The following is a 21,514-nucleotide window of genomic DNA, read 5'->3' as shown; positions in this document are numbered from 1 at the left end:
GCTCTTTGTGTCGGGCGGCTGGCCTGCGGGGGTGCCGTTTCCCCGAGCGAGAGAGTGAGTCCGCGTGTACGCCATCGTGCGCAGCGGTGGTCGCCAGCACAAGGTTGCTGTCGGCGACATCGTTGAGGTTGACAAGATTTCCACTGCCAAGGTTGGCGACACGGTCGAGCTCTCGACCCTGCTCGTTGTCGACGGCGACGCCGTGACCAGCGACCCGTGGGTGCTGGCCGGCATCAAGGTCCAGGCCGAGGTCGTGGACCACCACAAGGGCCAGAAGATCGACATTCTGCGCTACAAGAACAAGACCGGTTACCGCCGTCGTCAGGGCCACCGCCAGCAGTACACGGCGATCAAGGTCACTGAGATCCCCGCGGCTGCGAAGTAAGGGACTGAGGAGAGATGGCACACAAGAAGGGCGCATCGTCCACCCGTAACGGTCGTGACTCCAACGCTCAGCGCCTCGGCGTGAAGCGTTTCGGCGGTCAGGTCGTCAACGCGGGTGAGATCCTGGTCCGTCAGCGCGGCACCCACTTCCACCCCGGCGCCGGTGTCGGCCGTGGCGGCGACGACACGCTGTTCGCCCTCCAGGCCGGTTCGGTGCAGTTCGGCACCCACCGTGGCCGCAAGGTCGTGAACATCGTTCCGGTCGCCTGACCGGAAGCTTTCGCGAGGCGGACCTCACTTCCCTCACGGGAAGCGGGTCCGCCTTTCGCGTGTTACGCAGAGAACAACCCCGTACAACCCGTACGCAACGGCCGTACATCACTGGAGGCACCCACCATGACCACCTTCGTGGACCGCGTCGAGCTGCATGTCGCCGCGGGTAACGGAGGTCACGGCTGTGCCTCCGTCCACCGTGAGAAGTTCAAGCCGCTGGGCGGGCCCGACGGCGGCAACGGCGGGCGCGGCGGGGACGTGATCCTCACCGTCGACCAGTCCGTGACCACGCTCCTCGACTACCACCACTCCCCGCACCGCAAGGCCACCAACGGCAAGCCCGGCGAGGGCGGCAACCGCTTCGGCAAGGACGGGCAGGACCTCGTCCTGCCGGTTCCGGACGGCACGGTCGTGCTCGACAAGGCGGGCAACGTCCTCGCCGACCTGATCGGGCACGGCACGTCGTACGTCGCCGCGCAGGGCGGCCGGGGCGGGCTCGGCAACGCGGCGCTGGCGTCCGCGCGGCGCAAGGCGCCCGGGTTCGCGCTGCTCGGCGAGCCGGGGGACGTGCGGGAAGTCGTCCTGGAGCTGAAGACGGTCGCCGACGTGGCGCTCGTCGGGTATCCGAGCGCCGGCAAGTCGTCGCTGATCTCGGTGCTGAGCGCCGCCAAGCCGAAGATCGCCGACTACCCGTTCACCACGCTCGTGCCGAACCTCGGTGTCGTCACGGCCGGCTCGACGGTGTACACGATCGCCGACGTCCCCGGGCTGATCCCGGGAGCCAGCCAGGGCAAGGGCCTGGGCCTGGAGTTCCTGCGGCACGTGGAGCGGTGCAGTGTGCTCGTGCACGTCCTGGACACCGCCACGCTGGAGTCGGACCGCGACCCGGCCTCCGACCTCGACCTCATCGAGGAGGAGCTGCGGCAGTACGGCGGGCTGGACAACCGTCCGCGGATCGTCGTCCTGAACAAGGTCGACGTACCGGACGGCAAGGAGCTGGCCGAGCTGGTACGGCCCGACCTGGAGGAGCGCGGGTACCGCGTGTTCGAGGTGTCCGCCGTGGCGCACATGGGGCTCAAGGAGCTGTCGTTCGCGCTCGGTGATCTCGTGGCGCAGTCGCGGGCGGCGAAGCCGAAGGAAGAGGCCACGCGGATCGTGATCCGGCCCAAGGCCGTGGACGACACCGGCTTCACGGTGACGCGCGAGGCGGACGGGCTGTTCCGGGTACGCGGCGAGAAGCCCGAGCGCTGGGTGCGGCAGACCGACTTCACCAACGACGAGGCGGTCGGCTACCTCGCGGACCGGCTCAACCGGCTCGGGGTCGAAGAGGAGCTGATGAAGGCGGGCGCCCGGAGCGGCGACGGCGTCGCCATCGGTCCCGAGGAGAACGCGGTCGTCTTCGACTGGGAGCCGTCCGTGATGGCCGGGGCCGAGATGCTCGGCCGACGCGGTGAGGACCACCGGTTGGAGGAGGCGCGACCGGCCGCGCAGCGCCGCAGGGACCGGCAGGCCGAGCGGGACGACGCGCAGCGGGAGTTCGACGACTTCGAGCCGTTCTGAGCGTCCCGAGTTAACGAGAAGCAAATTCGCAACGGACTTCAAGGCAACCAAGTCGTTCTTCGGTGAGTCGTACTGGGCAGCGCGGATGAGGATCTTGTTCCTCTCCGTGCCGTAACTGCCCAGCGGATCACCGGAGTTCACGTGCCCCAGTCCATGAGCAAGCGCAGGATCGGCCGAGGAGCAGGAGTGGCGGCGGCCGTCGCGGTCGTCGCGGCCGTCACCGCCCCGGTGGCCGCACAGGCCGCCGACGCCGCTCCCACGACCCCGACCGGCGCGGCGAAGCTCCACGACGACTTCAACGGCGACGGCTACGCCGACCTCGCCGTGGCCGCCCCGACCGCGACCGTCGGCGGCAAGAAGGGCGCCGGCTACGTCGCCGTGGTCTACGGCACGAAGAACGGGCTGGACACGACGAAGAGGCAGGTGTTCAGCCAGAGCACGGCCGGCGTGCCCGGCAGCCCCGAGACGGACGACGCGTTCGGCAGCGCTCTCGCCACCGCCGACCTCGACCGCGACGGGTACGCGGACCTGGTGGTCGGCGTGGGAAGCGAGGACACGGCCGACGGCGGCGAGGAGTCCGGGCTGGTCGAGGTTCTGTGGGGCGGTGCGAAGGGCCTGTCCGGCGGGGCCGTCCTGGCCACCGGGAAGGCCTACGACTGGCTCGGCCGCCAGGGGCGCCTGACCGTCGGGGACATCAACGGCGACGGTGCCGAGGACCTGGTGACCGTGGAGAACCAGATCAACCTGCGCGTGCTGAAAGGCCCGTTCGCCCGGGACGGCTCCACGACCCAGGGCGAGCAGCTCCTGACGGACGAGTTCGACAGCCGCTACCTCGACCTGGCCACCGGCGACGTCAACGGCGACGGTGTCACGGACGTGGCCGGCGCGCAGATCGACGGCGACGAGTTCGACGCCCGCCGGGTCGTGTACTGGCTGGGCACCGAGCAGGGACTCACGCCGTACAGCACCGTGCAGGGCGCCGACGGCTACCGGCTCAAGGGCGGCGAGAACCTCGACATCGGGGACGTCGACCGGGACGGCTACGACGACATCGTGGTCGGCCGGGCCGTCGACGGGTACGACAGCGACCTCGACACCCCCGCGGCGAAGGGCGGCCGGGTCACCTGGATCCCGGGCGCCCCGGACGGGCCCGACGGTGTGAAGGCCAAGCACCTCAACCAGGACAGCCCCGGCGTGCCCGGCAGCGCCGAGGCGGGCGACGGCTTCGGCACCGACGTCCGGGTCGCCGACGTCAACGGCGACGGATTCCCGGACGTGGCGACCGGGCTGCCCGGTGAGAACCTGGGCACTGTGGCCGACGCGGGAGCCGTCGTCGTGCTGCCCGGCACCGAGCGCGGGCTCACCGGCACCGGCGCCCAGGCAGTGACGCAGGACACGCCCAACGTGCCGGGCACGCCCGAGAAGGGCGACGCCTTCGGCAGGGCCGTCCACCTCGCCGACGCCAACCACGACGGCCTGGCCGACCTGGCCGCGGGCGCGCCGGGGGAGAACGGCAACGCCGGGTCGGTGTGGTACTTCAAGTCCGCCCCGGCAACCGTCGTGAGCCCCAACGCCACCACGACCTTCGGCAACACACTCCTCGGCACCACCGCCACGGAGGCCCGGCTCGGCACCGGCTTCGCCGACTGATCACCTGTCAGACCCGCCCCGGCAACGGCTTGTTCCAGCGCTGGCGGCGGGTCTCCTTTTGGCTGCTCATTTGTCATGTACGTGAACCCCGGCGTTCAGCGGGCGGACCGCCCGCGAGCGTGAAGCTTCCCAGTGTCCAAGTGGCCAGCGAGGTAAGGGAGTCAGCCGATGACCGGAGCAGTATCCCCCGACCGACGCCGATTTCTGACCGCCGGTGCCGCGGTCCTCGGTGCCGCGGCCTCCGCGCAGTTGTGGCTTCCGGCCACCGCCCACGGGGCCGAGACGCCGCTGCCCGACGGCGTGTTCAGCCTCGGCGTCGCCTCCGGAGACCCGCTGCCGGACGGCATCGTGCTGTGGACCCGGCTCGCCCCGGATCCCCTGAACGGCGGCGGTATGCCCGACCGGGTGGTGCCGGTGGAATGGCAGCTCGCGGAGGACTCCCGGTTCAGAAAGCTCGTCCGCCGGGGCACCGCCCAGGCCCGGCCCGAGTACGGGCACAGCGTTCACGTGGACGTACGCGGGCTGCGCCCGGACCGTACGTACTGGTACCGCTTCCGCACCAGCGGGCAGCTCTCGCCCGCCGGCCGCACCCGTACCGCGCCCGGCCCCTACAGCTCCGGTGGCTCCCTGCGCCTGGCGCTGGCCTCCTGCCAGAACTGGCAGCACGGCTATTTCACGCCGTACGCCGACATGCTCGACCAGGACCCGGACGTCGTGGTGTTCGTCGGCGACTACATCTACGAGTCCACGCCGTCGGCGACGGCACTGCGGCGGCACGAGGGGAGCGGCGAGCCGTTCAGCCTCGTCCAGTACCGCAACCGGTACGCGCAGTACCGCACCGACCCGGACCTCGCGGCGATGCACGGACACGCGCCGTTCGTGGTGAGCTTCGACGACCACGAGGTGGACAACGACTTCGCCGGCGAGATCCCGCAGGACCCGGACAAGCAGCCGCACGACGCGTTCGTGGCCCGGCTGACCGCGGCCTACCAGGCGTTCTACGAGCACATGCCGGTCCGGGCGACCGCCGTCCCCAACGGCCCGCACATCCGGATGTACCGCCGCCTGGAGTTCGGCCGCCTGGCCCGGCTCAACGTCTTGGACACCCGCCAGTACCGCAGCGACCAGGCCACCAGTCAGGCCGGCGCCCAGGACCCGTCGCTGACCATGCTCGGCGCGCGGCAGAAGCAGTGGCTGCTGAACGGGCTCCAGGGCTCGCCGGCCCGCTGGAACCTGATCGCCTCGCAGATCATGATGGCCGAGACGGACCTCCAGGTCGGCGAGGGCAAGCTCTGGTTCTACGACGCCTGGGACGGCTACCAGGCCGAACGCAACCGGTTCCTCCAGGAGTTCAAGAAGGTCCGCAACCCCGTAGTGCTCTCCGGCGACCGGCACCTGACGATGATCAGCGACCTCAAGGTGGACTACGCCGACCCGGACTCCGCGGTCGTCGGCGCCGAGTTCGTCGGCACCTCCATCTCCAGCAACGGCGACCAGGACCAGGCGGCCTTCCGCAGGGAGTGGGACCCGCGGCGCCCGGACAACCCGCACTGGAAGCTGCTCGACGCTCACCGCGGCTACCACCTCTTCGACGTCCGCCGCGACGGCATCGACGCGCAGGTGAGGGTGGTCGACACCGTGCGGCAGCCGTCGGCGACGCCGAGCACGCTGGCCAAGCTGCGGGTCGAGGCGGGCCGGCCGGGCGTCGAGGTGGTCTGACCCGGCCCCTGACGCTCCCGTGAGCCCGGTACTCCTCGGAGTGCCGGGCCCTTCGTCGTAGGAGACGGGCGAGCCGTGTGAGAAGTCCCGCCCGGCTCGTCGCGTATTGCTCTCGCCGAGACCCAAATGCTGCGGAATCTTGACCAGGAATTCCGCGGCAATGAACGGCCGGGCGAGCCGTATTCGCGCCCGGGCCTATGAAGAACGCGTGCAGCCCCTCGCCCGGGGACGTGAAGATCCGCGCACCACGGCAGCGGGGCCCGACGCGGCGAGCGGCGGGGCCGGTACGCAGGGCGCCTTCAAAGCGCGTACCGTGCACCGGACATCGTCCAAGGAACTCGTGAAGGTCCTCGGTCACCGCCGTCCCGAGCGGCTCCGACGTCGCTGAGCATCTGTGGAGTTACTCACAGCGCATTTCCCCGGGGCCCGCGCAGCCGTCTCACCAATCACCAGGAGTGGGAGGTGAATGACGGGTTGCGCGCACATATGCGGCAGAGGTCGCTCACCTTGCACTGCGGTAACCACAAGTGGGACCATTTCGAAGTTCCCTGTCGCCCCAAGGTAGGTCACCTGTGTCCCAGCACATAGCCAAGCCCCGTACCACCGCAGTGATCCTGGCCGGTGGCACCGGTCAGCGCGTGGGTCTGTCGATCCCCAAGCAGCTGCTGAAGATCGCCGGCAAGGCAGTCATCGAGCACACGCTGACCACTTTCGAGAACGCCGACTCGATCGACGACATCATCGTGCTGATGGCGCCGGGCTATGTGCCCGACATCGAGAAGATTGTCGCGAAGGCCGGATTCAAGAAGGTCTCGAAGGTCATCGAGGGCGGCGCCACGCGGAACGAGACCACCGAGCGGGCCATCTCGGCCCTGGGTGAGGGCCTGGCCGAGGGCGAGGACGCCAACGTCCTCTTCCACGACGCCGTTCGCCCCCTGCTGTCGCAGCGCGTCATCGACGACTGCGTCACCGCGCTGGAGCGCTACCAGGCCGTCGACGTGGCCATCCCCTCCGCCGACACCATCATCGTCACGCGCACGCACGGCGAGGACGGCGAGTTCATCACCGAGATCCCGGACCGCTCCCGGCTGCGCCGCGGCCAGACGCCGCAGGCCTTCAAGCTGTCCACGATCAAGCGGGCCTACGAGGTCGCCGCCGGCGACCCCAACTTCCAGGCCACCGACGACTGCTCCGTCGTGCTCAAGTACCTGCCGGACGTGCCGATCCACGTCGTCGCGGGTGACGAGTACAACATGAAGGTCACCCAGCCCGTCGACGTCTTCATCGCCGACAAGCTCTTCCAGCTGGCCTCCACGGCCGCGCCCGAGCAGGTCTCCGAGGAGGCCTACCGGGAGCTGCTGACCGGCAAGACGGTCGTCGTCTTCGGCGGCTCCTACGGCATCGGCAAGGACATCGCCGAGCTCGCCGAGTCCTACGGCGCCAAGGTCTACGCGCTGGGCCGCTCCACCACCGGCACCCACGTGGAGAACCCGGAGGAGGTCGACGACGCCCTGTCCAAGGCCTACGCCGAGACCGGCCGCATCGACTACGTGGTGAACACCGCGGGTGTGCTGCGCATCGGCAAGCTCGCCGAGACCGACAACGCCACCATCGAGGAGGCGCTGAAGGTCAACTACCTGGCCCCGGTGCAGATCGCCCGTTCGTCGTACAAGTACCTGTCCGAGACCAAGGGCCAGCTGCTGCTCTACACCTCCAGCAGCTACACCCGCGGCCGTGCCGAGTACAGCCTCTACTCCTCGACCAAGGCCGCCATGGTGAACCTCACCCAGGCCCTGTCCGACGAATGGGCAGGCGACGGCGTCCGCGTCAACTGCATCAACCCCGAGCGCACCGCCACCCCGATGCGCACCAAGGCCTTCGGCCAGGAGCCGGCCGGCTCGCTGCTGTCCTCCGAGGCCGTGGCGCGCACCTCGCTGGACGTGCTGCTGTCCGAGCTGACCGGGCACGTCATCGACGTCCGTCAGCAGGACCCGACCGCCGGTGCGGCCCGCGCCTCCGGCTTCGAGCAGGCGCTGGCCACGGTGCTGGACCGGCAGGACGGCGTGTAATAATTGGCGCCAAATAGACTTCGGTAATTCAGGCCTCTGCGCCCTCCTGTTAACGCGGTTCGTCAACAGGGGTGTTCGCAGGGGCCTGAATCCATACCGTCTCGCGAATATTCACAGACCAGCCGCATTCTCGAACCAAGACCGGCACACCCCTCCCAAGAGCAGGTTTCTCCGTGATATCCACCGCTATTCGCGTCGCCCGGGTGGGCAGCGCGGCCGAGCTGGCCGCGGCGGTCCTCATGGTGGCGGGCTTCCCCGCCCTCATGCTGGCCGCGCTCGTCCCGAGCGTCCCCGCCTTCGCGGCAGCGGCCGCCGTGACGTACCTGGCGGACCACTATCTGCACCGCAAGGGCAGCTACCTGATCAACCGCCTCGGCAAGGTCCGGGCCGGCCTGTCGATCCGCTTCCTGATCCGGCAGCTGCTGCTCGTCCTGCTGCTGGCCCGGTTGTCCCTCGCGGACAACCTGATCTACTACGGCGCGATCGCCTGCTTCATCGCCTTCTACGGTCTCCAGGCCCCGCACGGCGCGCTGGTCCAGCTGATCCGCAACCGCCGCCGCATGCCGGTCGCCACCCGCAACGTCGACCTGAAGTCCCGCATCCGCATCCCGGACGCCCCGCCGCGCCGGCTGCTGCACCGCTCCGCCGAGAAGATGCTGCACCTCGACCTCTTCGCGGTCGTCGGCATCCTGCTCGCCGCGCAGGTGAAGTCGGCCCTCATCGGCTTCGTCGGCATCGCCATCACGGTGGCCGTCGCCACCCTGTACGTCGTGGCGCTCATGCCGTACGTGCGCGGTCGGAAGATCCCGCCGAACGCCGAGCGGGTGCTGGCCGCCATCGACGACTGGCTGGGCGAGTACAAGCCGGAGACGGTCCTGTACTTCTCGGGTTCGAAGGACTCCGCCTACCAGGTCAACATGTGGCTGGACACCATGGAGAACCTGGACTCCAAGCCGCTGATCATCCTGCGCGAGCGGGCCATCCTGAACAACCTGGCCCCGACCACGGTCCCCGTCATCTGCGTGCCCGGAGGGGTGCACCTGATGAACATGGACCTGTCCACGGTGCGGGTCGCGCTCTACGCGGCGAACGTCGGCAAGAACATCCACATGCTGCGCGTGCCCACCATCAAGCACGTCTTCATCGGCCACGGCGACAGCGACAAGCTCGCCAGCGTCAACCCGTTCAGCAAGGTCTACGACGAGGTGTGGACGGCCGGCCGCGCGGGCCGCGACCGCTACGCCATCGCCGATGTCGGTGTCCGCGACGACGACATCGTCGAGGTCGGCCGCCCGCAGCTCGCCCCGATCCAGACCTGGCAGGGCGTGCCCGAGGGCCGTATCCCGACCGTCCTGTACGCCCCCACCTGGGAGGGCTGGGACGACAACCCCGGCAACACCTCGATCCTGCTGGCCGGCGAGAACATCGTGCGCAGGCTGATCACGGCCGACCCGCCGGTCCGCGTCCTGTACAAGCCGCACCCGTTCACCGGCACGCGCAGCAAGGAGGCCAAGGCCGCGCACCAGCGCATCACCGCCCTGGTCCAGAAGGCCGCCGCCGAGCGCGCCGCCGACTCGCGTTTCGCCACCGACAGCGCCGCCCAGGCGCAGGCCAAGGCCGAGCTGGCCCGGATCGAGGCCCGGATCGCCCAGCTGGCCGGTACCGGCGGCGACAAGGGCCGCGACGAGGCCGAGGCCACTCGTGACGGGCAGGTCGACGTCGCCCGGCACGAGGAGGTCGCCCGGCTGCGCGCCGAGCGGAACGACGCCTACTGGCGTTCCTTCCCCACCTGGGAGCACCGCGTCATCACCGGCTCCGAACCGCGGCTGTACGACTGCTTCAACGTCTCGGACGCGATGGTCTCGGACATCTCCAGCGTGGTCTCCGACTTCATCGCGAGCGGCAAGCCGTACGCGGTCACCGACTCCGCGGAGCTGGGTGCCGAGGAGTTCAAGCGGAACAACACGGCGGTGCGTGCCGCGGTGATCCTGTCCAACAGCGCGGCCGAGCTGGGTGAGCTGCTCGGCGCGGTGCGCGACCCGGCCGCCGATCCGCTGGCCGAGGACCGCAAGGAGCTCAAGCAGTACCTGCTGGGCCCGGACGAGCCGGCCTCCATCGACCAGTTCAACACCGCCGTCGCGAACCTCGCGATCAAGGCCGAGACGCGCAACGTCGGCCAGGAGTCACGGATCGCGGCCGCCACCGCCGACGCGGAGGAACTGGCGAACGCCGTGCCCGGGCAGCGGGTGTCCTCCGCCGGTGACACGGACGGCGTCGGCACGGGCTGAACCGCCCCCGCCTGCTTCAGAGTTCGGCCCCCGAGGAGTGTTCCTCGGGGGCCGAACTCTTTCTCGTTCCCGCTGCCTGCCGGTTCACCATGTGACGTGACTCACTGATGCAGGTGATCGAGGCAACCGCTTGCCTCGATCACCCGTCTACCAAGTAGCGAATGAGGAGATACGGGGGGAATATCCCATTGACTAGGGGGAAACGTGACCGTGGCGCAGCCTGATGTGAGTGTGATCATCGGTGCGTACGAAGCGATGCCGTACCTGATCGAGTGCCTCTCGTCCGTCGAGGCACAGACCATCGATCCGGAGCGCATCGAGGTCATCGCGGTGGACGACGGATCGACGGACGGCACGGGGGAGTACCTGGAGGAGTTCGCCGAGCGCGCTCCCATGCACGTCCTGGTGATCCGGCAGGAGAACTCCGGCGGCCCCAGCGGCCCGCGCAACGTCGGTCTGGGCAAGGCGACCGGGCGCTACGTCTTCTTCCTCGACGCCGACGACCGGCTGGGCCCCGAGGCCCTGGAACGGATGGTCGACATGGCCGACCGGGCCGGAACGGACGTCGTCCTCGGCAAGGTCGAGGGCGTCAACCGCTCGGCGCCGAAGTCCATGTGGGGCAAGACGGTGGAGCGCACGGACGTCTTCTCGTCCAACATCAAGTTCACGCTCAGCGCGCAGAAGCTGTTCCGCCGCGAGCTGCTCGACCGGCACGGCATGCGGTTCGACGAGTCGCTGTTCACCGGCGAGGACGCGCTGTTCACGATGGAGGCGTACCTGCGGGCGGACGGCGTCTCCGTGGTCGCCGACCACACCTGCTACTACCTGGTCGGCCGTGACGACGGCAAGCACGTGACGAAGAGCGGCAGTTACACGCTGCGCTTCGACTCCGCGCGGGCGCTGATGGACCTGATCGCCGAGCTCGTCCCCGCGGGCGGCCGGCGTGACCAGCTGATGATCCGGCCCTTCCTCGTCACGCTGCTGCCGCAGTTCGGGCCCAAGTACCTGACCGACAGCGAGGAGATACGCCGGCACAAGTTCGAGCTGGCCAAGCCGCTGATGGACACGTACTGGACCGAGGGCGTCGCCCAGCGCCTCAAGGTCCACGAGCGGCTGCGGCTGCACCTGGTCGCCGAGCAGCGTCCCGAACTGCTGCTGGACGTCGTGAAGTTCGTCAAGGCCAAGAAGCAGGCGGCGGCCCTCCTGGAGAAGAAGGGCCGCCGCGTCTACCTGGCCTATCCGCACTTCCGCGACCGCGCCGCGGGCATCCCCGACTCGGTGTACCTCGCCGAGCCGCGCGAGGCCCGCGCCTTCCCGGGCTACCGCGAGGGCGGCGTCGACACGTTCGTACGCCGGGCGGTGCGCAAGGCGCGGCGGGTGCTGACGTCGCGTGAGGTGCGGCAGGCGGCCTAACACGGGCGCGGGGCCGGTGGGTCGATCGCCCACGGCCCCGCGCCTGCTTCACCGGTCGGTTCGTCGTGCCGTCCGCTGCTTCGTCGTGCTGTCTGCTGGTTCGTCGTCAGTCCGCTAGCGCGGTGCGGCCGTCGGCAGGCCCGCCCCGTCACTCGCGGGCTCCGTGCGCTGGCCGGGCAGTTCCGCCGTCAGGCGCTCCGCCACTCGTGCCCGGTGGGCCCGGGCCTCCTCGCACAGGGCCCGTACGGCCGCGTCGAAGCGCTCCTGCGACGGCGGATCGGCGGGGCCCAGCAGGCGCAGCTTCAACGCGGCGCGTGCCCGGGCCAGGTCGTCCTTCTCCGGGTGCCGGACCGTCTCCAGAAGGCCCGGCACCCCGGCCGCGTCCGGCGTCAGCACGGTCGCCGCCGCCACCGTCGGGAACGCCGTACGGAAGGCCTCCTCGGGCAGCCCGCTGGTGTTCGCCACCGCGTACGGCTTCTCGCTCGCCAGGAAGTCGCTGATCACGCTGGACACGTCACTGATCAGCAGGTCGGCCACGTTGAAGCAGGAGTACAGCGCGGGCCGGGCGTCCGTGATGATCTGGTGCTCGCCCTCCGGCAGCGAGGCCCAGTACGCCTCCTCCCAGGCCGCCGTCGCCCGCGCCACCGCCTCCGCCCGGCCCGGCTCCGGCGCCGACTGCACGCGCATCCGCTCCACCGTGTCGGCCCCGGCCCGGAAGACGGTCGTCGTGAGCCGGTCCAGCTCCTCGGTGAGCCGGGCCAGTTCGGCACCGCCCGTGGGACGACGAGCCCCTGTCCGCTCCCGGTTGGCCGCCCGGATGAGCTCCCGGATACGCAGGTCGGCCGCCCCCGCGCGCGGGTCCACCGACCCCGTCAGCGGATGCGGCTTGTACAGCAGCCGCACGCCCGGGTCCGCGAGCAGCGCCCGCACCAGGTTCTCCCCGGCCGCGATCACCGACGTGTTGCCGGGGTTGCCGTCCCAGCCCTCCCAGGTCGGCGCGTAGAGCACGGTCGTGCAGTGCCGGTCAGCGGCTCCGCCGCGGGGCCCCGCCGCCGGACCGGCGTACGGCCGCACGGCGTCCAGCTGCGGGCGGCCCGTCTCCACCACGTCCTTGTCCTCGACGCCCACCTCGGCCAGCGCGTACCGCTCGCGCGCGGCGGGCCCGGCCACCCAGACCTCGTCGTACGCCTTCGCGTACGGGTTGCAGGACGACAGCTTGTCGCTCTCGCCGTGGTTGACGAAGGTGTGCCTGATCGTGGGGATGCGCAGCACCTGGGAGGTCTTGCCCGAGTTCGCGGGGTGGATGAGGACCTGGAGCGTGGAGTGCTCGAGGCGCATCAGCGTGGACACCTTCGGCAGGCACACGATCGGGATGTCCGTCGCCGCGATCTTCTGCACCATGAACCGCTCGCGCAGGACGATGACCGGCTTCCCGTCGGTCTTGGCGAGCGGCTCCAGCCACATGTTCGCCTGGTAGGCCGAGGAGGCACCGCCGGAGAAGTACAGGCCCACGGTCGGCCGGTACTCGGCCAGCCACGCGTCGAACCAGTCGAGCACCTCCTGCTCGCCGGCCGGGCGGCGCCCCGGCAGCAGCCGCAGGAGCAGTGCGCCGAGCCCGGTCAGCGTGAGCGCGAGGGAGAGCGCGATGCCCGCGGCCGCGTACACCGGCTCGTCGCCCGGCGCGGCGGCCAGCAGCCCCGCCGTCGCCGGCAGGCCGAACACCAGCAGCCGGTGGCCGGGACGGCGCAGCAGCATGGACGGGGCCTTGGACAGCCGCAGGGCGGAGGCGTCGATGTTCCGGGTCACCACCGGCAGGGTGCGGGTCCGGCGCACCAGCACGGAGACCGCCTGGACCGCGCAGTGCAGCACGTAGAAGGCGAGCAGTCCGGCCACGAGCGGGGTGTACACGGTCTCCCGGTCCTGCTCGCCGAGCCGCAGCAGGCCCACGACCAGCAGCAGGTCCCGCAGGACGTGCCGCACGGTGATGTCCGCGTGCGACTTGGCGAACAGCGACAGCACTCCGCGCTGCCACCGGTACAGCACGCCCTCGGTGGCGAGGGAGACGGTGGTCGCGGCGAGCAGCAGCGGTACGTGGGGCAGCAGCGCCGCGACCGCCTGAGCGGCGAACGCGGCGGCCAGGACGATGGTGACCAGCCCCTTCAGCAGGGCCGGTGGGCGGGGGAGAGGTAGGGGCACTGCGGTCACTCCAGGAGCGTCGGGTCGGCGCAGGTCGGCCGCCGGGTTAACGCGCGGCGACCTCCTGACGACACGCGTGTGTCGTCAGGGCGTAGAGGGCGGCTGCCGTCCCGTGGTGTCGTGGGACCGTAGCGGAAGATCGCGTTCCTGTCGCGTGGTGGGACCGAAGAAGGGTGACTGCCGCCCTCCCGTGACGCGGGCGGCACCGTCCGTAGCGTGGACCGGCGCCGCGCCCCGCCCGACCGTCCCGTAGATTTCCTGGTGAGCGACCGAATCGACGCGAGGGGACGGACGGCGACGTGGCAGGGGCAAGGCAGGCCGTGGGCGAGGCCCGCAGGATCGTCGTCAAGGTCGGGTCCTCCTCGCTGACGACCGCGTCGGGCGGCCTGGACGCCGACCGCGTGGACGCGCTGGTCGACGTGCTCGCCAAGGTCCGAAACCAGGGGGTGGCCCGTAGGGCCTCGGTTGAGGGCGGTGGTGGGAGACGGGCGGGCGGCGGGGAGCGGGAGATCGTCCTGGTCTCCTCGGGCGCCATCGCCGCCGGCCTCGCCCCGCTGGGCCTGAGCCGCCGCCCCAAGGACCTCGCCCGGCAGCAGGCCGCCGCCAGCGTCGGCCAGGGTCTGCTGGTCGCCCGCTACACCGCCTCCTTCGCCCGCTACGGCGTCCGCGTCGGCCAGGTGCTCCTGACCTCCGACGACATGAGCCGCCGCGCCCACCACCGCAACGCCTCGCGCACCCTCGACAAGCTCCTCGCGATGGGCGCCCTCCCGATCGTCAACGAGAACGACACCGTCGCCACGGACGAGATCCGCTTCGGCGACAACGACCGCCTCGCCGCCCTGGTCGCCCACCTCGTCCACGCCGACCTGCTGGTCCTGCTGTCCGACGTGGACGGCGTCTACGACGGCGACCCCGGCAAGCCCGGCACCTCCCGCATCGCCGAGGTACGCGACCCGGCGGAGCTCGCGGGCGTCGAGATCGGCAGCGCGGGCAAGGCCGGCGTCGGCACGGGCGGCATGGTCACCAAGGTGGAGGCCGCCCGGATCGCGGCCGCCGCCGGCGTGCCCGTGGTTCTCACCAGCGCCGTCCACGCGGCCGACGCCCTGTCCGGCCAGGACACCGGCACCTACTTCCACCCCACCGGCAAACGCTCCGCCGACCGGCTGCTGTGGCTCCAGCACGCCTCCACCCCACAGGGTGCACTCACCCTGGACGACGGTGCCGTCGAGGCCGTCGTGGAGCGCCGCAAGTCGCTGCTGCCCGCCGGGATCGCCGCCGTCGAGGGCGAGTTCAGCGCCGGTGACCCGGTCGAGCTGCGGGACACCACGGGACGGGCCGTGGCCCGCGGGCTCGTCAGCTTCGACGCCAAGGAGATCCCCCGGCTGATCGGCCGCTCGACCCGCGAACTGGCTCGCGAACTGGGACCCGCGTACGAACGCGAGGTCGTACACAGGGACGACCTGGTGCTCCTGCACCCGTAATGTGTCAAAACGTCCGCCCCCGGTGGTGGACGTTCCGCAAAACCGCCCCGCGATCTCCTGCGGCCTGCTCAACTTTGTCTCGGGGACATATTCCACAGCAGCGCCACTGTGCAAAGGAGGCCGTCGTGAGACGAGTGCGCCCTGGGGCCACAGCGTCCCGTGGTGGTGCCGGCTCCCGCGCGGCCGGTGAGGAGCGGGCCCTGACGAGCGTGGCGGCCGGGGACCGGTTCGAGGGCGAGGAACCCGCGGACACGCCGCGCCTGTGGCACGTCACCCTCAGCGTCTCCGGCAAGGAGGCCCCGCTCCCCGAGGTCCGGCGCGCCCTGGAACAGCTCGCCCACGACCATCCCTTCCTCCTGACCAGCCGATACGCGGTCGACCACGCGGAGATCCGCTACTGGGAGGAGGCCCGCGACCTGCACGACGCGGCCGCCGTCGCCCTGCGCCTGTGGGGCGAGCACCGGCAGACCGCGGGGCTGCCGCCCTGGGAGATCGTCGGCCTGGAGGTCATCGACCGCGCCACCTACCACCAGCGCATCGCCGAGGGGTACGGCCCGCCCCCTGCCTCGCCCGTCGGAGTGCACCCGTTCTGATCCGGTCCACGGAGTGTCTCGGGCTGTGGAACGCACGATGAACGGACGCGTCCGGCACACTACGCTTCCCTTATGACCACGCTTTCGCCGTACGACTCCATGTCCCCGGTCACCGAGGCCGCCTACCGTGCCAAGGCCGCCGCCGCGAGCCTCGCGCCGCTGCCGAGGGCCGACAAGGACGACGCGCTGCTCGCCATCGCCGACGCGCTGGAGGTCCGTACGAGCGAGATCGTCGAGGCCAACGCCAAGGACGTCGCCAAGGCCCGCGAGGCCGGCATCAGCGAGGGCATGATCGACCGGCTCACGCTCACCCCCGAGCGGGTCCGCGCCATCGCCTCGGACGTCCGCGACGTCGCCGCGCTGCCCGACCCGGTCGGCGAGGTCGTGCGCGGCTCCACGCTGCCCAACGGCATCGACCTGCGCCAGGTCCGCGTGCCGCTCGGCGTCGTCGGGATCATCTACGAGGGCCGGCCGAACGTCACCGTCGACGCCGCCGCCCTCTGCCTGAAGTCCGGCAACGCGGTCCTGCTGCGCGGCTCCTCCTCGGCGTACCAGTCGAACAGCGCCCTCGTGCGCGTCCTGCGCGACGCCGTGGGCGGTGCCGGGCTGCCCGCCGACGCCATCCAGCTGGTGCCCGGCGAGAGCCGCGACAGCGTGCGCGAGCTGATGCGCGCCCGCGGCCTGGTCGACGTGCTCATCCCGCGCGGCGGCGCCTCGCTGATCAACACGGTCGTCCAGGAGTCGGTCGTCCCGGTCATCGAGACCGGCACCGGCAACTGCCACGTCTACGTCGACGCCCAGGCCGACCTGGACACGGCCGTCGAGATCCTGATCAACTCCAAGGCCCAGCGCGTCGGCGTCTGCAACGCCGCCGAGACCCTGCTGGTCCACCAGGACATCGCCGCCGAGTTCCTGCCGCGGGCCCTGGACGCCCTCGCGGAGGCCGGGGTCACCGTGCACGCCGACGAGCGCGTGCAGGCCTACGCCAAGGACTCCAAGGCCACCGTCGTCGAGGCGACGGCCGAGGACTGGGAGACGGAGTACCTGTCGTACGACATCGCCGCGGCCGTGGTGGACTCGCTGGACAAGGCCGTCGAGCACATCCGGCTGTGGACCTCCGGCCACACCGAGGCCATCGTCACGACCTCCCAGCAGGCAGCCCGCCGCTTCACCCAGCTGGTCGACTCGACCACGGTCGCCGTCAACGCCTCCACCCGCTTCACCGACGGCGGCCAGTTCGGCTTCGGCGCGGAGATCGGCATCTCCACGCAGAAGCTGCACGCCCGCGGCCCGATGGGGCTGCCTGAGCTGACCAGCACGAAGTACATCGTCACCGGTGACGGGCACGTACGGCGCTGACCACCTGACGCGTGGGTGTGTGATGCGGCGCATGTGTGTGCGGCAGGGGCGGACCTGCCGGGCGTGCGCCGTGCGGCACCCCGTGAACGCCGTCTCAACCGGCGGATGAATTTCCATACCGTCTGCCCAAAATGACCCCCCAGGTCTACTCTGGAACCGTGCCGGAGGACGTGGGGGGCACGCCGTTTCCTGACGGCCGGGAGCCCGACGACGACCACGACCGCGGGGTGTCGGACGAAGAGTTCGCCTCCGTGGTCTTCGACGAGGCCTTCGTACGCGCGGCCGTGGTGCACGAGCCGACCGCCGTGGAGCGCCTCCTGGCCGCCGCCAAGGCGAGAGCCGAGGCGGAGGCGCGCCGCGCCCACTCCAGAGGCGAGCGGTACGACGACGGGTACGGCCCGGACGGGTCCGGCCATTTTGGCCATGAGCTGGACGACCTGGACGACCCCGATGTCCTCGAGGACCACTACGGCGGCACCGGGCCGTACTCCAAACGGGTCCGCTGGCACCGCCCCGTCGCCTGGGTGCTCGCCCTCGTGATGGGCATCGGCATGGTCGCGCTGGCCTTCACGGCGGTGTACCGGGGAGCGTCCTCCAACCGCCAGGACCCCGTGCCGGCGCCCACCTCGACCGGGCTGGGACAGGGCAGCGGGGCGGCTCCCTCCGCTTCCGCGGACTACTCCCAGCCGGCCGTCTCGGTGATCCCGCGCAACCCCTGACCGGAACCCGCTCACATTGGTGAGGACCTGTCAGAACTTGTGGTGCGGCAGGGCGTTTACCCGAGCTTCCGGAGACCTACCCTGAAGATATGGGCGGGCCAGGAGACCCACCTGAGGGGACACCCGAGGGCGCTCCCGGAGGTGGAGAGGACGAGTACCGATCCGTCGTCTTCGACGAATCGTTCGTCCGCGCTGCCCGCCTCCAGGAGTACTCCGCCCAGGAGCGGATCAGCGACCACGCACCCGCCGTGCGCCGCGTCGCTCCCCTGCGCCGGGGCCTGTCCCGGCAGGCACTGGTCCTGGTCCTGCTGATCGCCGTCGCCTTCGGCACCGCGATCTACATGGGTGTACGGCACCCCTACCAGACCCCCGCCGCCCAGGAGACCGCCGAACCCCTGCGGATGACCGTCATCCCGCTCGCCCCGGAGGGCAAGGTGCCGGGCACGGCCGACACGGCGTACCTGTACGAGCGCAGCCCCGCCGCACAGTTCAAGACCGGCGCGGAGGGCGTGCCGCTGCCCGCCTCGCGGCGCACCGCGCACTTCTCGGACAGCCAGGTCGTGGCCGCCCTGACCACCGCCAAGGACTACATCGTCCGCTCCGCCCTCGACCCGGACGTGCTCACGGGCCGTGAGGTCCGCGCCGTCCGGGTCCTGCTGGCCCCCGACCAGCTGGACCAGTTCGATCAGAGCTTCGCCCGGCCCACCGCGGACGGACGTCACGCGCCCACCGGCTGGCTCGTCCGCTTCGACCCCTCCCGCGCCGAGCTGGCCGACCGCAGAGTGCGCGTCCAGGGCACGCTCCAGGCCGCCGAGGCCGACTCGTCCACGCTCGAGGTCACCGCCGACCACACGTTCGTGTACGCACTGCGGCCCGCCGGGGCCGGTGACAAGGCCGAGGCGTCCCTGTTCACCGTCCGGCGCGAGCTGCACTTCCGCTTCGACCGCGACGACCTGCGCCTGCACCAGGCCCAGCTCGTCGTCTCCTACGTCCAGGCCGGCCCGCTCTCCTGCGCCGAGGACTCCACGAACCACCTGCGCCCCCTCCTGGCCGGGCAGACGGCCAAGGAAGGCGGCCCCGCCGGCACGGACCCCTACGCCACGGGCAGTGCCACGGCCCTGTGCGGCTCCCTGGCGACGAGCGCGCAGCCGAGGGTGTGACGGCGGGAATCCGGGCTTCCGGGGCGCTGCAGCCGGCGCTGGGGGCTGTGGTCCTCCCGGTGCTCCCCCGGGCGCCTCAGCTCTCGTCGCGCGGCGGCCGGTCGTCCCCCGGCGAGTCCGACGTGCCCGGCGTCCCGGGCCCCTGAGGCGGCTGCTGACCCGGGCTCGTGAAGCCGCCGAAGCCGCGGCGGACGCGGTCGCCCAGGTCGCCGGCGCCGCCGGCGAGGTCGGTGACCAGCTTCATCAGCGGGTCCTTGGAGTTCTTCACATGGGTCGTGTAGTGGTTCGCCGAGTCCCGCCAGGAGTCCCGGACCGAGGTGTCCTTGTCCTCGTCGCGCCGCGGGTAGTGGCCGTCCATGATCCGCTGGTAGTCCCGCGACTCGGCCCACTTCTTCAGCTCGGCCGCCCGCACGGTGGTGAAGGGGTGGGAGCGCGGCAGCACGTTCAGGATCTTCAGTACCGAGTCGCGCAGGTCGCCCCCGGCCTCGTACTCATCGGCCTGGGCGAGGAACGCGTCCACGTTCATCTCGTGCAGGTGGTTACCGCCCGCGATCTTCATCAGACCCCGCATGGACGCCTGAAGGTCCTGCCCGACCAGCAGCCCCGCCCGGTCCGCGGACAGCTCCGACTTGCGGAACCACTCGCGCAGCCCGGTCACGATCGCCATGATCGCGAGGTTGCCCAGCGGGATCCAGGCGACCCGGACGGCCAGGCTGGTCAGGAACAGCAGGATGGTCCGGTAGACCGAGTGCCCGGACAGCGCGTGCCCCACCTCGTGGCCGACGACCGCCCGCATCTCCTCCTCGTCGAGCAGTTCGACGAGGCCCGTCGTGACGACGATGATCGGCTCGTCCAGGCCGATGCACATCGCGTTCGGCTGCGGGTCCTGGTTCACGTACATCGGCGGGACCTTCTCCAGGTCCAGGATGTAGCAGGCGTCCCGCAGCATCACGTTCAGATGCGAGAACTGCTGGTCGGACACCCGCACCGAGTCGGACAGGAACAGCAGCCGCAGACTGCGCTCGGGCAGCAGGCCGCTGAGCGCCTTGAACACCGTGTCGAAACCGCTCAGCTTGCGCAGCGCCACCAGGGCCGAGCGGTCGGCAGGGTGCTCGTACGTACGCGAGGAGATTCCGGGGAAGCGCCTGCGCTGCCTGCTCGGCACGTGCTCGTGCCCGTTGTGCTCGTGGCCGTCGGACATGTCTTCCCCCATGTGCGTCTGTGTGACCTTTACGGCCCCTTGTGCGGCCTTTTGCTTCCCCGAGGCAGAGCCCAGCCTAGGCGGAGTTACGGTGGTCGGGCAGTACAGCGAAGGAGACCGCCGCCATGGAGCACCATCCCGCAGCCGCCTGGCTCGCAGAGGCCGCGACGGCCGCCGAGCGGCAAGGAGGGCCGGGGATGCTGCGGTACGTACTGATCGTGATGATCCTGGGCTGTGTGCTGACCGCGTGGTTCCTGCTGCGTGGCTACAGACGGAAGGACGACTGAGGCACCGGGAAGGTTCCCCGCACGAGGCCCCGGGACCGGGCCGGGCGGGAGCGGGCGCCGCCTCCGTGTCACGAACAGGCGGAGTCGGGGTGATCGCGGTCGGGGCGCCCGCTTACGATGAGCCGACGTCTTTAACCCGCCCACATGCGATAGGTCCTGCCGAAGATGAGCTTCCACAGCACCGCTGCCCAGTTGGTCACCCTCGCCGCCGAGGGCGAGGAGCACGGCGGAAACCACGAGAGCCTCAGCCCCTACCTCACCGGTGGTGCCGCTCTCTTCATCCTGCTGCTGATGCTGTGGGTCACCACCCGCTTCAACCGCGACCGCTGAGCCCGGCGGGGCGCCCCGCGCGGGGCGCCCAGGGGAACCCGGGGGCGGCCGGAGCCCTCAGGCAGGGCCGGTAGGGTCTGCACGCATGGGAGAGCAGGACATGCCTACCGGTCCGGCGAACGAGACGCCGCACGACCCGGCACAGGACACGGCGAGCGGTACCGAGCGACACTCGGAGCCTCGCCGTGCCGTCACGGCCCACCGCCAGATCGACGGCCCCGGAAACGACCGGCCCCGGCTGGGCAAACGCCGCCTCGGCGTGATGGGCGGCACCTTCGACCCGATCCACCACGGGCACCTCGTGGCGGCCAGCGAGGTCGCCGCGGCGTTCCGCCTCGACGAGGTGGTCTTCGTCCCGACCGGCCAGCCGTGGCAGAAGTCCCACCGCAAGGTCTCCCCGGCCGAGGACCGCTACCTGATGACGGTCATCGCGACCGCCGAGAACCCGCAGTTCTCGGTGAGCCGCATCGACATCGACCGCGGCGGCCCCACCTACACCGTGGACACCCTGCGCGACCTGCGCGCGCTCAACCCCGAGACGGACCTGTTCTTCATCACGGGCGCCGACGCGCTGTCCCAGATCCTCACCTGGCGGGACAGCGAGGAACTGATCTCCCTCGCGCACTTCATCGGGGTCACCCGGCCGGGCCACCACCTGAACGACCCAGGACTTCCGGAGGGCGGCGTCTCCCTCGTCGAGGTCCCCGCCCTCGCCATCTCCTCCACGGACTGCCGTGCGAGAGTCGCCAAGGGCGACCCCATCTGGTATCTGGTGCCGGACGGAGTCGTGCGCTACATCGACAAGCGCGAGCTGTACCGCGGCGAGTGAGCC

18 protein-coding genes are annotated in these 21,514 nt (G+C 70.8%); 16 read left to right on the top strand and 2 right to left on the bottom strand.

The genetic code is table 11. The features are described from left to right. Positions 1-64 precede the first annotated feature (64 nt). From rplU to ABFX81_RS13785, 8 genes are all read left to right on the top strand, one after another. The gene (rplU, locus tag ABFX81_RS13820; RefSeq protein ID WP_004931419.1) at positions 65-385 is read left to right on the top strand and encodes a 50S ribosomal protein L21; all 321 of its coding nucleotides are present in this window, start codon (positions 65-67) and stop codon (positions 383-385) included. Positions 386-399: 14 nt separating this feature from the next. Further along, entirely contained in the window at positions 400-654 is a 255-nt protein-coding gene (rpmA, locus tag ABFX81_RS13815; protein WP_010041940.1) for a 50S ribosomal protein L27, read from the top strand. A 126-nt stretch (positions 655-780) separates the two neighbouring features. Next, the gene (gene obgE, locus ABFX81_RS13810; protein ID WP_086851565.1) at positions 781-2,217 is read left to right on the top strand and encodes a GTPase ObgE; all 1,437 of its coding nucleotides are present in this window, start codon (positions 781-783) and stop codon (positions 2,215-2,217) included. 153 nt (positions 2,218-2,370) lie between these two features. Continuing rightward, positions 2,371-3,867 carry an FG-GAP-like repeat-containing protein gene (locus ABFX81_RS13805; RefSeq protein WP_346138108.1) on the top strand — a complete coding sequence of 499 codons (1,497 nt, stop codon included), beginning with the start codon at positions 2,371-2,373 and terminating at the stop codon, positions 3,865-3,867. 168 nt (positions 3,868-4,035) lie between these two features. Then, the gene (locus ABFX81_RS13800) at positions 4,036-5,586 is read left to right on the top strand and encodes an alkaline phosphatase D family protein (RefSeq protein WP_086846437.1); all 1,551 of its coding nucleotides are present in this window, start codon (positions 4,036-4,038) and stop codon (positions 5,584-5,586) included. A 572-nt stretch (positions 5,587-6,158) separates the two neighbouring features. Continuing rightward, a complete protein-coding gene (locus ABFX81_RS13795) occupies positions 6,159-7,655 on the top strand; it encodes a D-ribitol-5-phosphate cytidylyltransferase (protein WP_086846439.1) in 1,497 nt (498 codons plus the stop codon). Positions 7,656-7,858: 203 nt separating this feature from the next. Then, positions 7,859-9,943: a hypothetical protein gene (locus ABFX81_RS13790; protein WP_086846441.1), complete on the top strand. Its 2,085-nt coding sequence runs from the start codon at positions 7,859-7,861 to the stop codon at positions 9,941-9,943. 204 nt (positions 9,944-10,147) lie between these two features. After that, entirely contained in the window at positions 10,148-11,356 is a 1,209-nt protein-coding gene (locus tag ABFX81_RS13785) for a glycosyltransferase (RefSeq protein ID WP_086846443.1), read from the top strand. 114 nt (positions 11,357-11,470) lie between these two features. On the opposite strand, the gene ABFX81_RS13780 is transcribed toward ABFX81_RS13785, so the two are convergent. Beyond that, on the bottom strand, positions 11,471-13,552 hold the full coding sequence (locus ABFX81_RS13780) for a hypothetical protein (RefSeq protein ID WP_346138197.1): 2,082 nt from the start codon (positions 13,550-13,552) through the stop codon (positions 11,471-11,473). Between the two features lie 320 nt (positions 13,553-13,872). On the opposite strand from ABFX81_RS13780, the gene proB reads away from it, so the two are divergent. The 5 genes from proB to ABFX81_RS13755 all read left to right on the top strand — a co-directional run bounded on the left by proB (position 13,873) and on the right by ABFX81_RS13755 (position 18,864). Further along, positions 13,873-15,033: a glutamate 5-kinase gene (gene proB, locus ABFX81_RS13775; protein WP_346138196.1), complete on the top strand. Its 1,161-nt coding sequence runs from the start codon at positions 13,873-13,875 to the stop codon at positions 15,031-15,033. 134 nt (positions 15,034-15,167) lie between these two features. Continuing rightward, on the top strand, positions 15,168-15,626 hold the full coding sequence (locus ABFX81_RS13770) for a hypothetical protein (protein ID WP_059416949.1): 459 nt from the start codon (positions 15,168-15,170) through the stop codon (positions 15,624-15,626). 72 nt (positions 15,627-15,698) lie between these two features. Further along, on the top strand, positions 15,699-16,985 hold the full coding sequence (locus tag ABFX81_RS13765; RefSeq protein WP_086843910.1) for a glutamate-5-semialdehyde dehydrogenase: 1,287 nt from the start codon (positions 15,699-15,701) through the stop codon (positions 16,983-16,985). Positions 16,986-17,143: 158 nt separating this feature from the next. Beyond that, positions 17,144-17,704 (top strand): SCO2584 family spore wall biosynthesis protein, encoded by a 561-nt coding sequence (locus tag ABFX81_RS13760; RefSeq protein ID WP_487222174.1) that lies wholly within the window; start codon positions 17,144-17,146, stop codon positions 17,702-17,704. 89 nt (positions 17,705-17,793) lie between these two features. Then, on the top strand, positions 17,794-18,864 hold the full coding sequence (locus tag ABFX81_RS13755) for an SCO2583 family membrane protein (RefSeq protein ID WP_086843914.1): 1,071 nt from the start codon (positions 17,794-17,796) through the stop codon (positions 18,862-18,864). Between the two features lie 76 nt (positions 18,865-18,940). Here ABFX81_RS13755 and ABFX81_RS13750 read toward each other — a convergent pair whose 3' ends face one another. After that, positions 18,941-20,065, bottom strand: coding sequence for a M48 family metalloprotease (locus ABFX81_RS13750; RefSeq protein ID WP_086843916.1), 1,125 nt, complete (start codon positions 20,063-20,065; stop codon positions 18,941-18,943). A gap of 125 nt (positions 20,066-20,190) precedes the next feature. On the opposite strand from ABFX81_RS13750, the gene ABFX81_RS13745 reads away from it, so the two are divergent. The 3 genes from ABFX81_RS13745 to nadD all read left to right on the top strand — a co-directional run bounded on the left by ABFX81_RS13745 (position 20,191) and on the right by nadD (position 21,511). Beyond that, complete coding sequence (locus ABFX81_RS13745) at positions 20,191-20,352, top strand: hypothetical protein (protein ID WP_086602242.1); 162 nt, start codon at positions 20,191-20,193, stop codon at positions 20,350-20,352. Positions 20,353-20,517: 165 nt separating this feature from the next. After that, complete coding sequence (locus ABFX81_RS13740; RefSeq protein WP_086602241.1) at positions 20,518-20,682, top strand: hypothetical protein; 165 nt, start codon at positions 20,518-20,520, stop codon at positions 20,680-20,682. Between the two features lie 85 nt (positions 20,683-20,767). Next, entirely contained in the window at positions 20,768-21,511 is a 744-nt protein-coding gene (gene nadD / locus ABFX81_RS13735; protein WP_086843918.1) for a nicotinate-nucleotide adenylyltransferase, read from the top strand. Positions 21,512-21,514: the final 3 nt, after the last annotated feature.

The sequence above is a fragment of the Streptomyces coeruleofuscus genome (genome assembly GCF_039532725.1).
Classification (GTDB): domain Bacteria; phylum Actinomycetota; class Actinomycetes; order Streptomycetales; family Streptomycetaceae; genus Streptomyces; species Streptomyces coeruleofuscus.
This window is presented reverse-complemented; position numbering and strand designations above follow the sequence as displayed.

Coding starts and splice junctions, on each gene's coding strand:
- ABFX81_RS13740 (WP_086602241.1), top strand. CDS start 20,518: ATGAGCTTCCACAGCACCGCTGCCCAGTTGGTCACCCTCGCCGCCGAG.
- ABFX81_RS13800 (WP_086846437.1), top strand. CDS start 4,036: ATGACCGGAGCAGTATCCCCCGACCGACGCCGATTTCTGACCGCCGGT.
- ABFX81_RS13805 (WP_346138108.1), top strand. CDS start 2,371: ATGAGCAAGCGCAGGATCGGCCGAGGAGCAGGAGTGGCGGCGGCCGTC.
- ABFX81_RS13755 (WP_086843914.1), top strand. CDS start 17,794: ATGGGCGGGCCAGGAGACCCACCTGAGGGGACACCCGAGGGCGCTCCC.
- ABFX81_RS13765 (WP_086843910.1), top strand. CDS start 15,699: ATGACCACGCTTTCGCCGTACGACTCCATGTCCCCGGTCACCGAGGCC.
- ABFX81_RS13745 (WP_086602242.1), top strand. CDS start 20,191: ATGGAGCACCATCCCGCAGCCGCCTGGCTCGCAGAGGCCGCGACGGCC.
- rpmA (WP_010041940.1), top strand. CDS start 400: ATGGCACACAAGAAGGGCGCATCGTCCACCCGTAACGGTCGTGACTCC.
- nadD (WP_086843918.1), top strand. CDS start 20,768: ATGGGAGAGCAGGACATGCCTACCGGTCCGGCGAACGAGACGCCGCAC.
- ABFX81_RS13750 (WP_086843916.1), bottom strand. CDS start 20,065: ATGTCCGACGGCCACGAGCACAACGGGCACGAGCACGTGCCGAGCAGG.
- obgE (WP_086851565.1), top strand. CDS start 781: ATGACCACCTTCGTGGACCGCGTCGAGCTGCATGTCGCCGCGGGTAAC.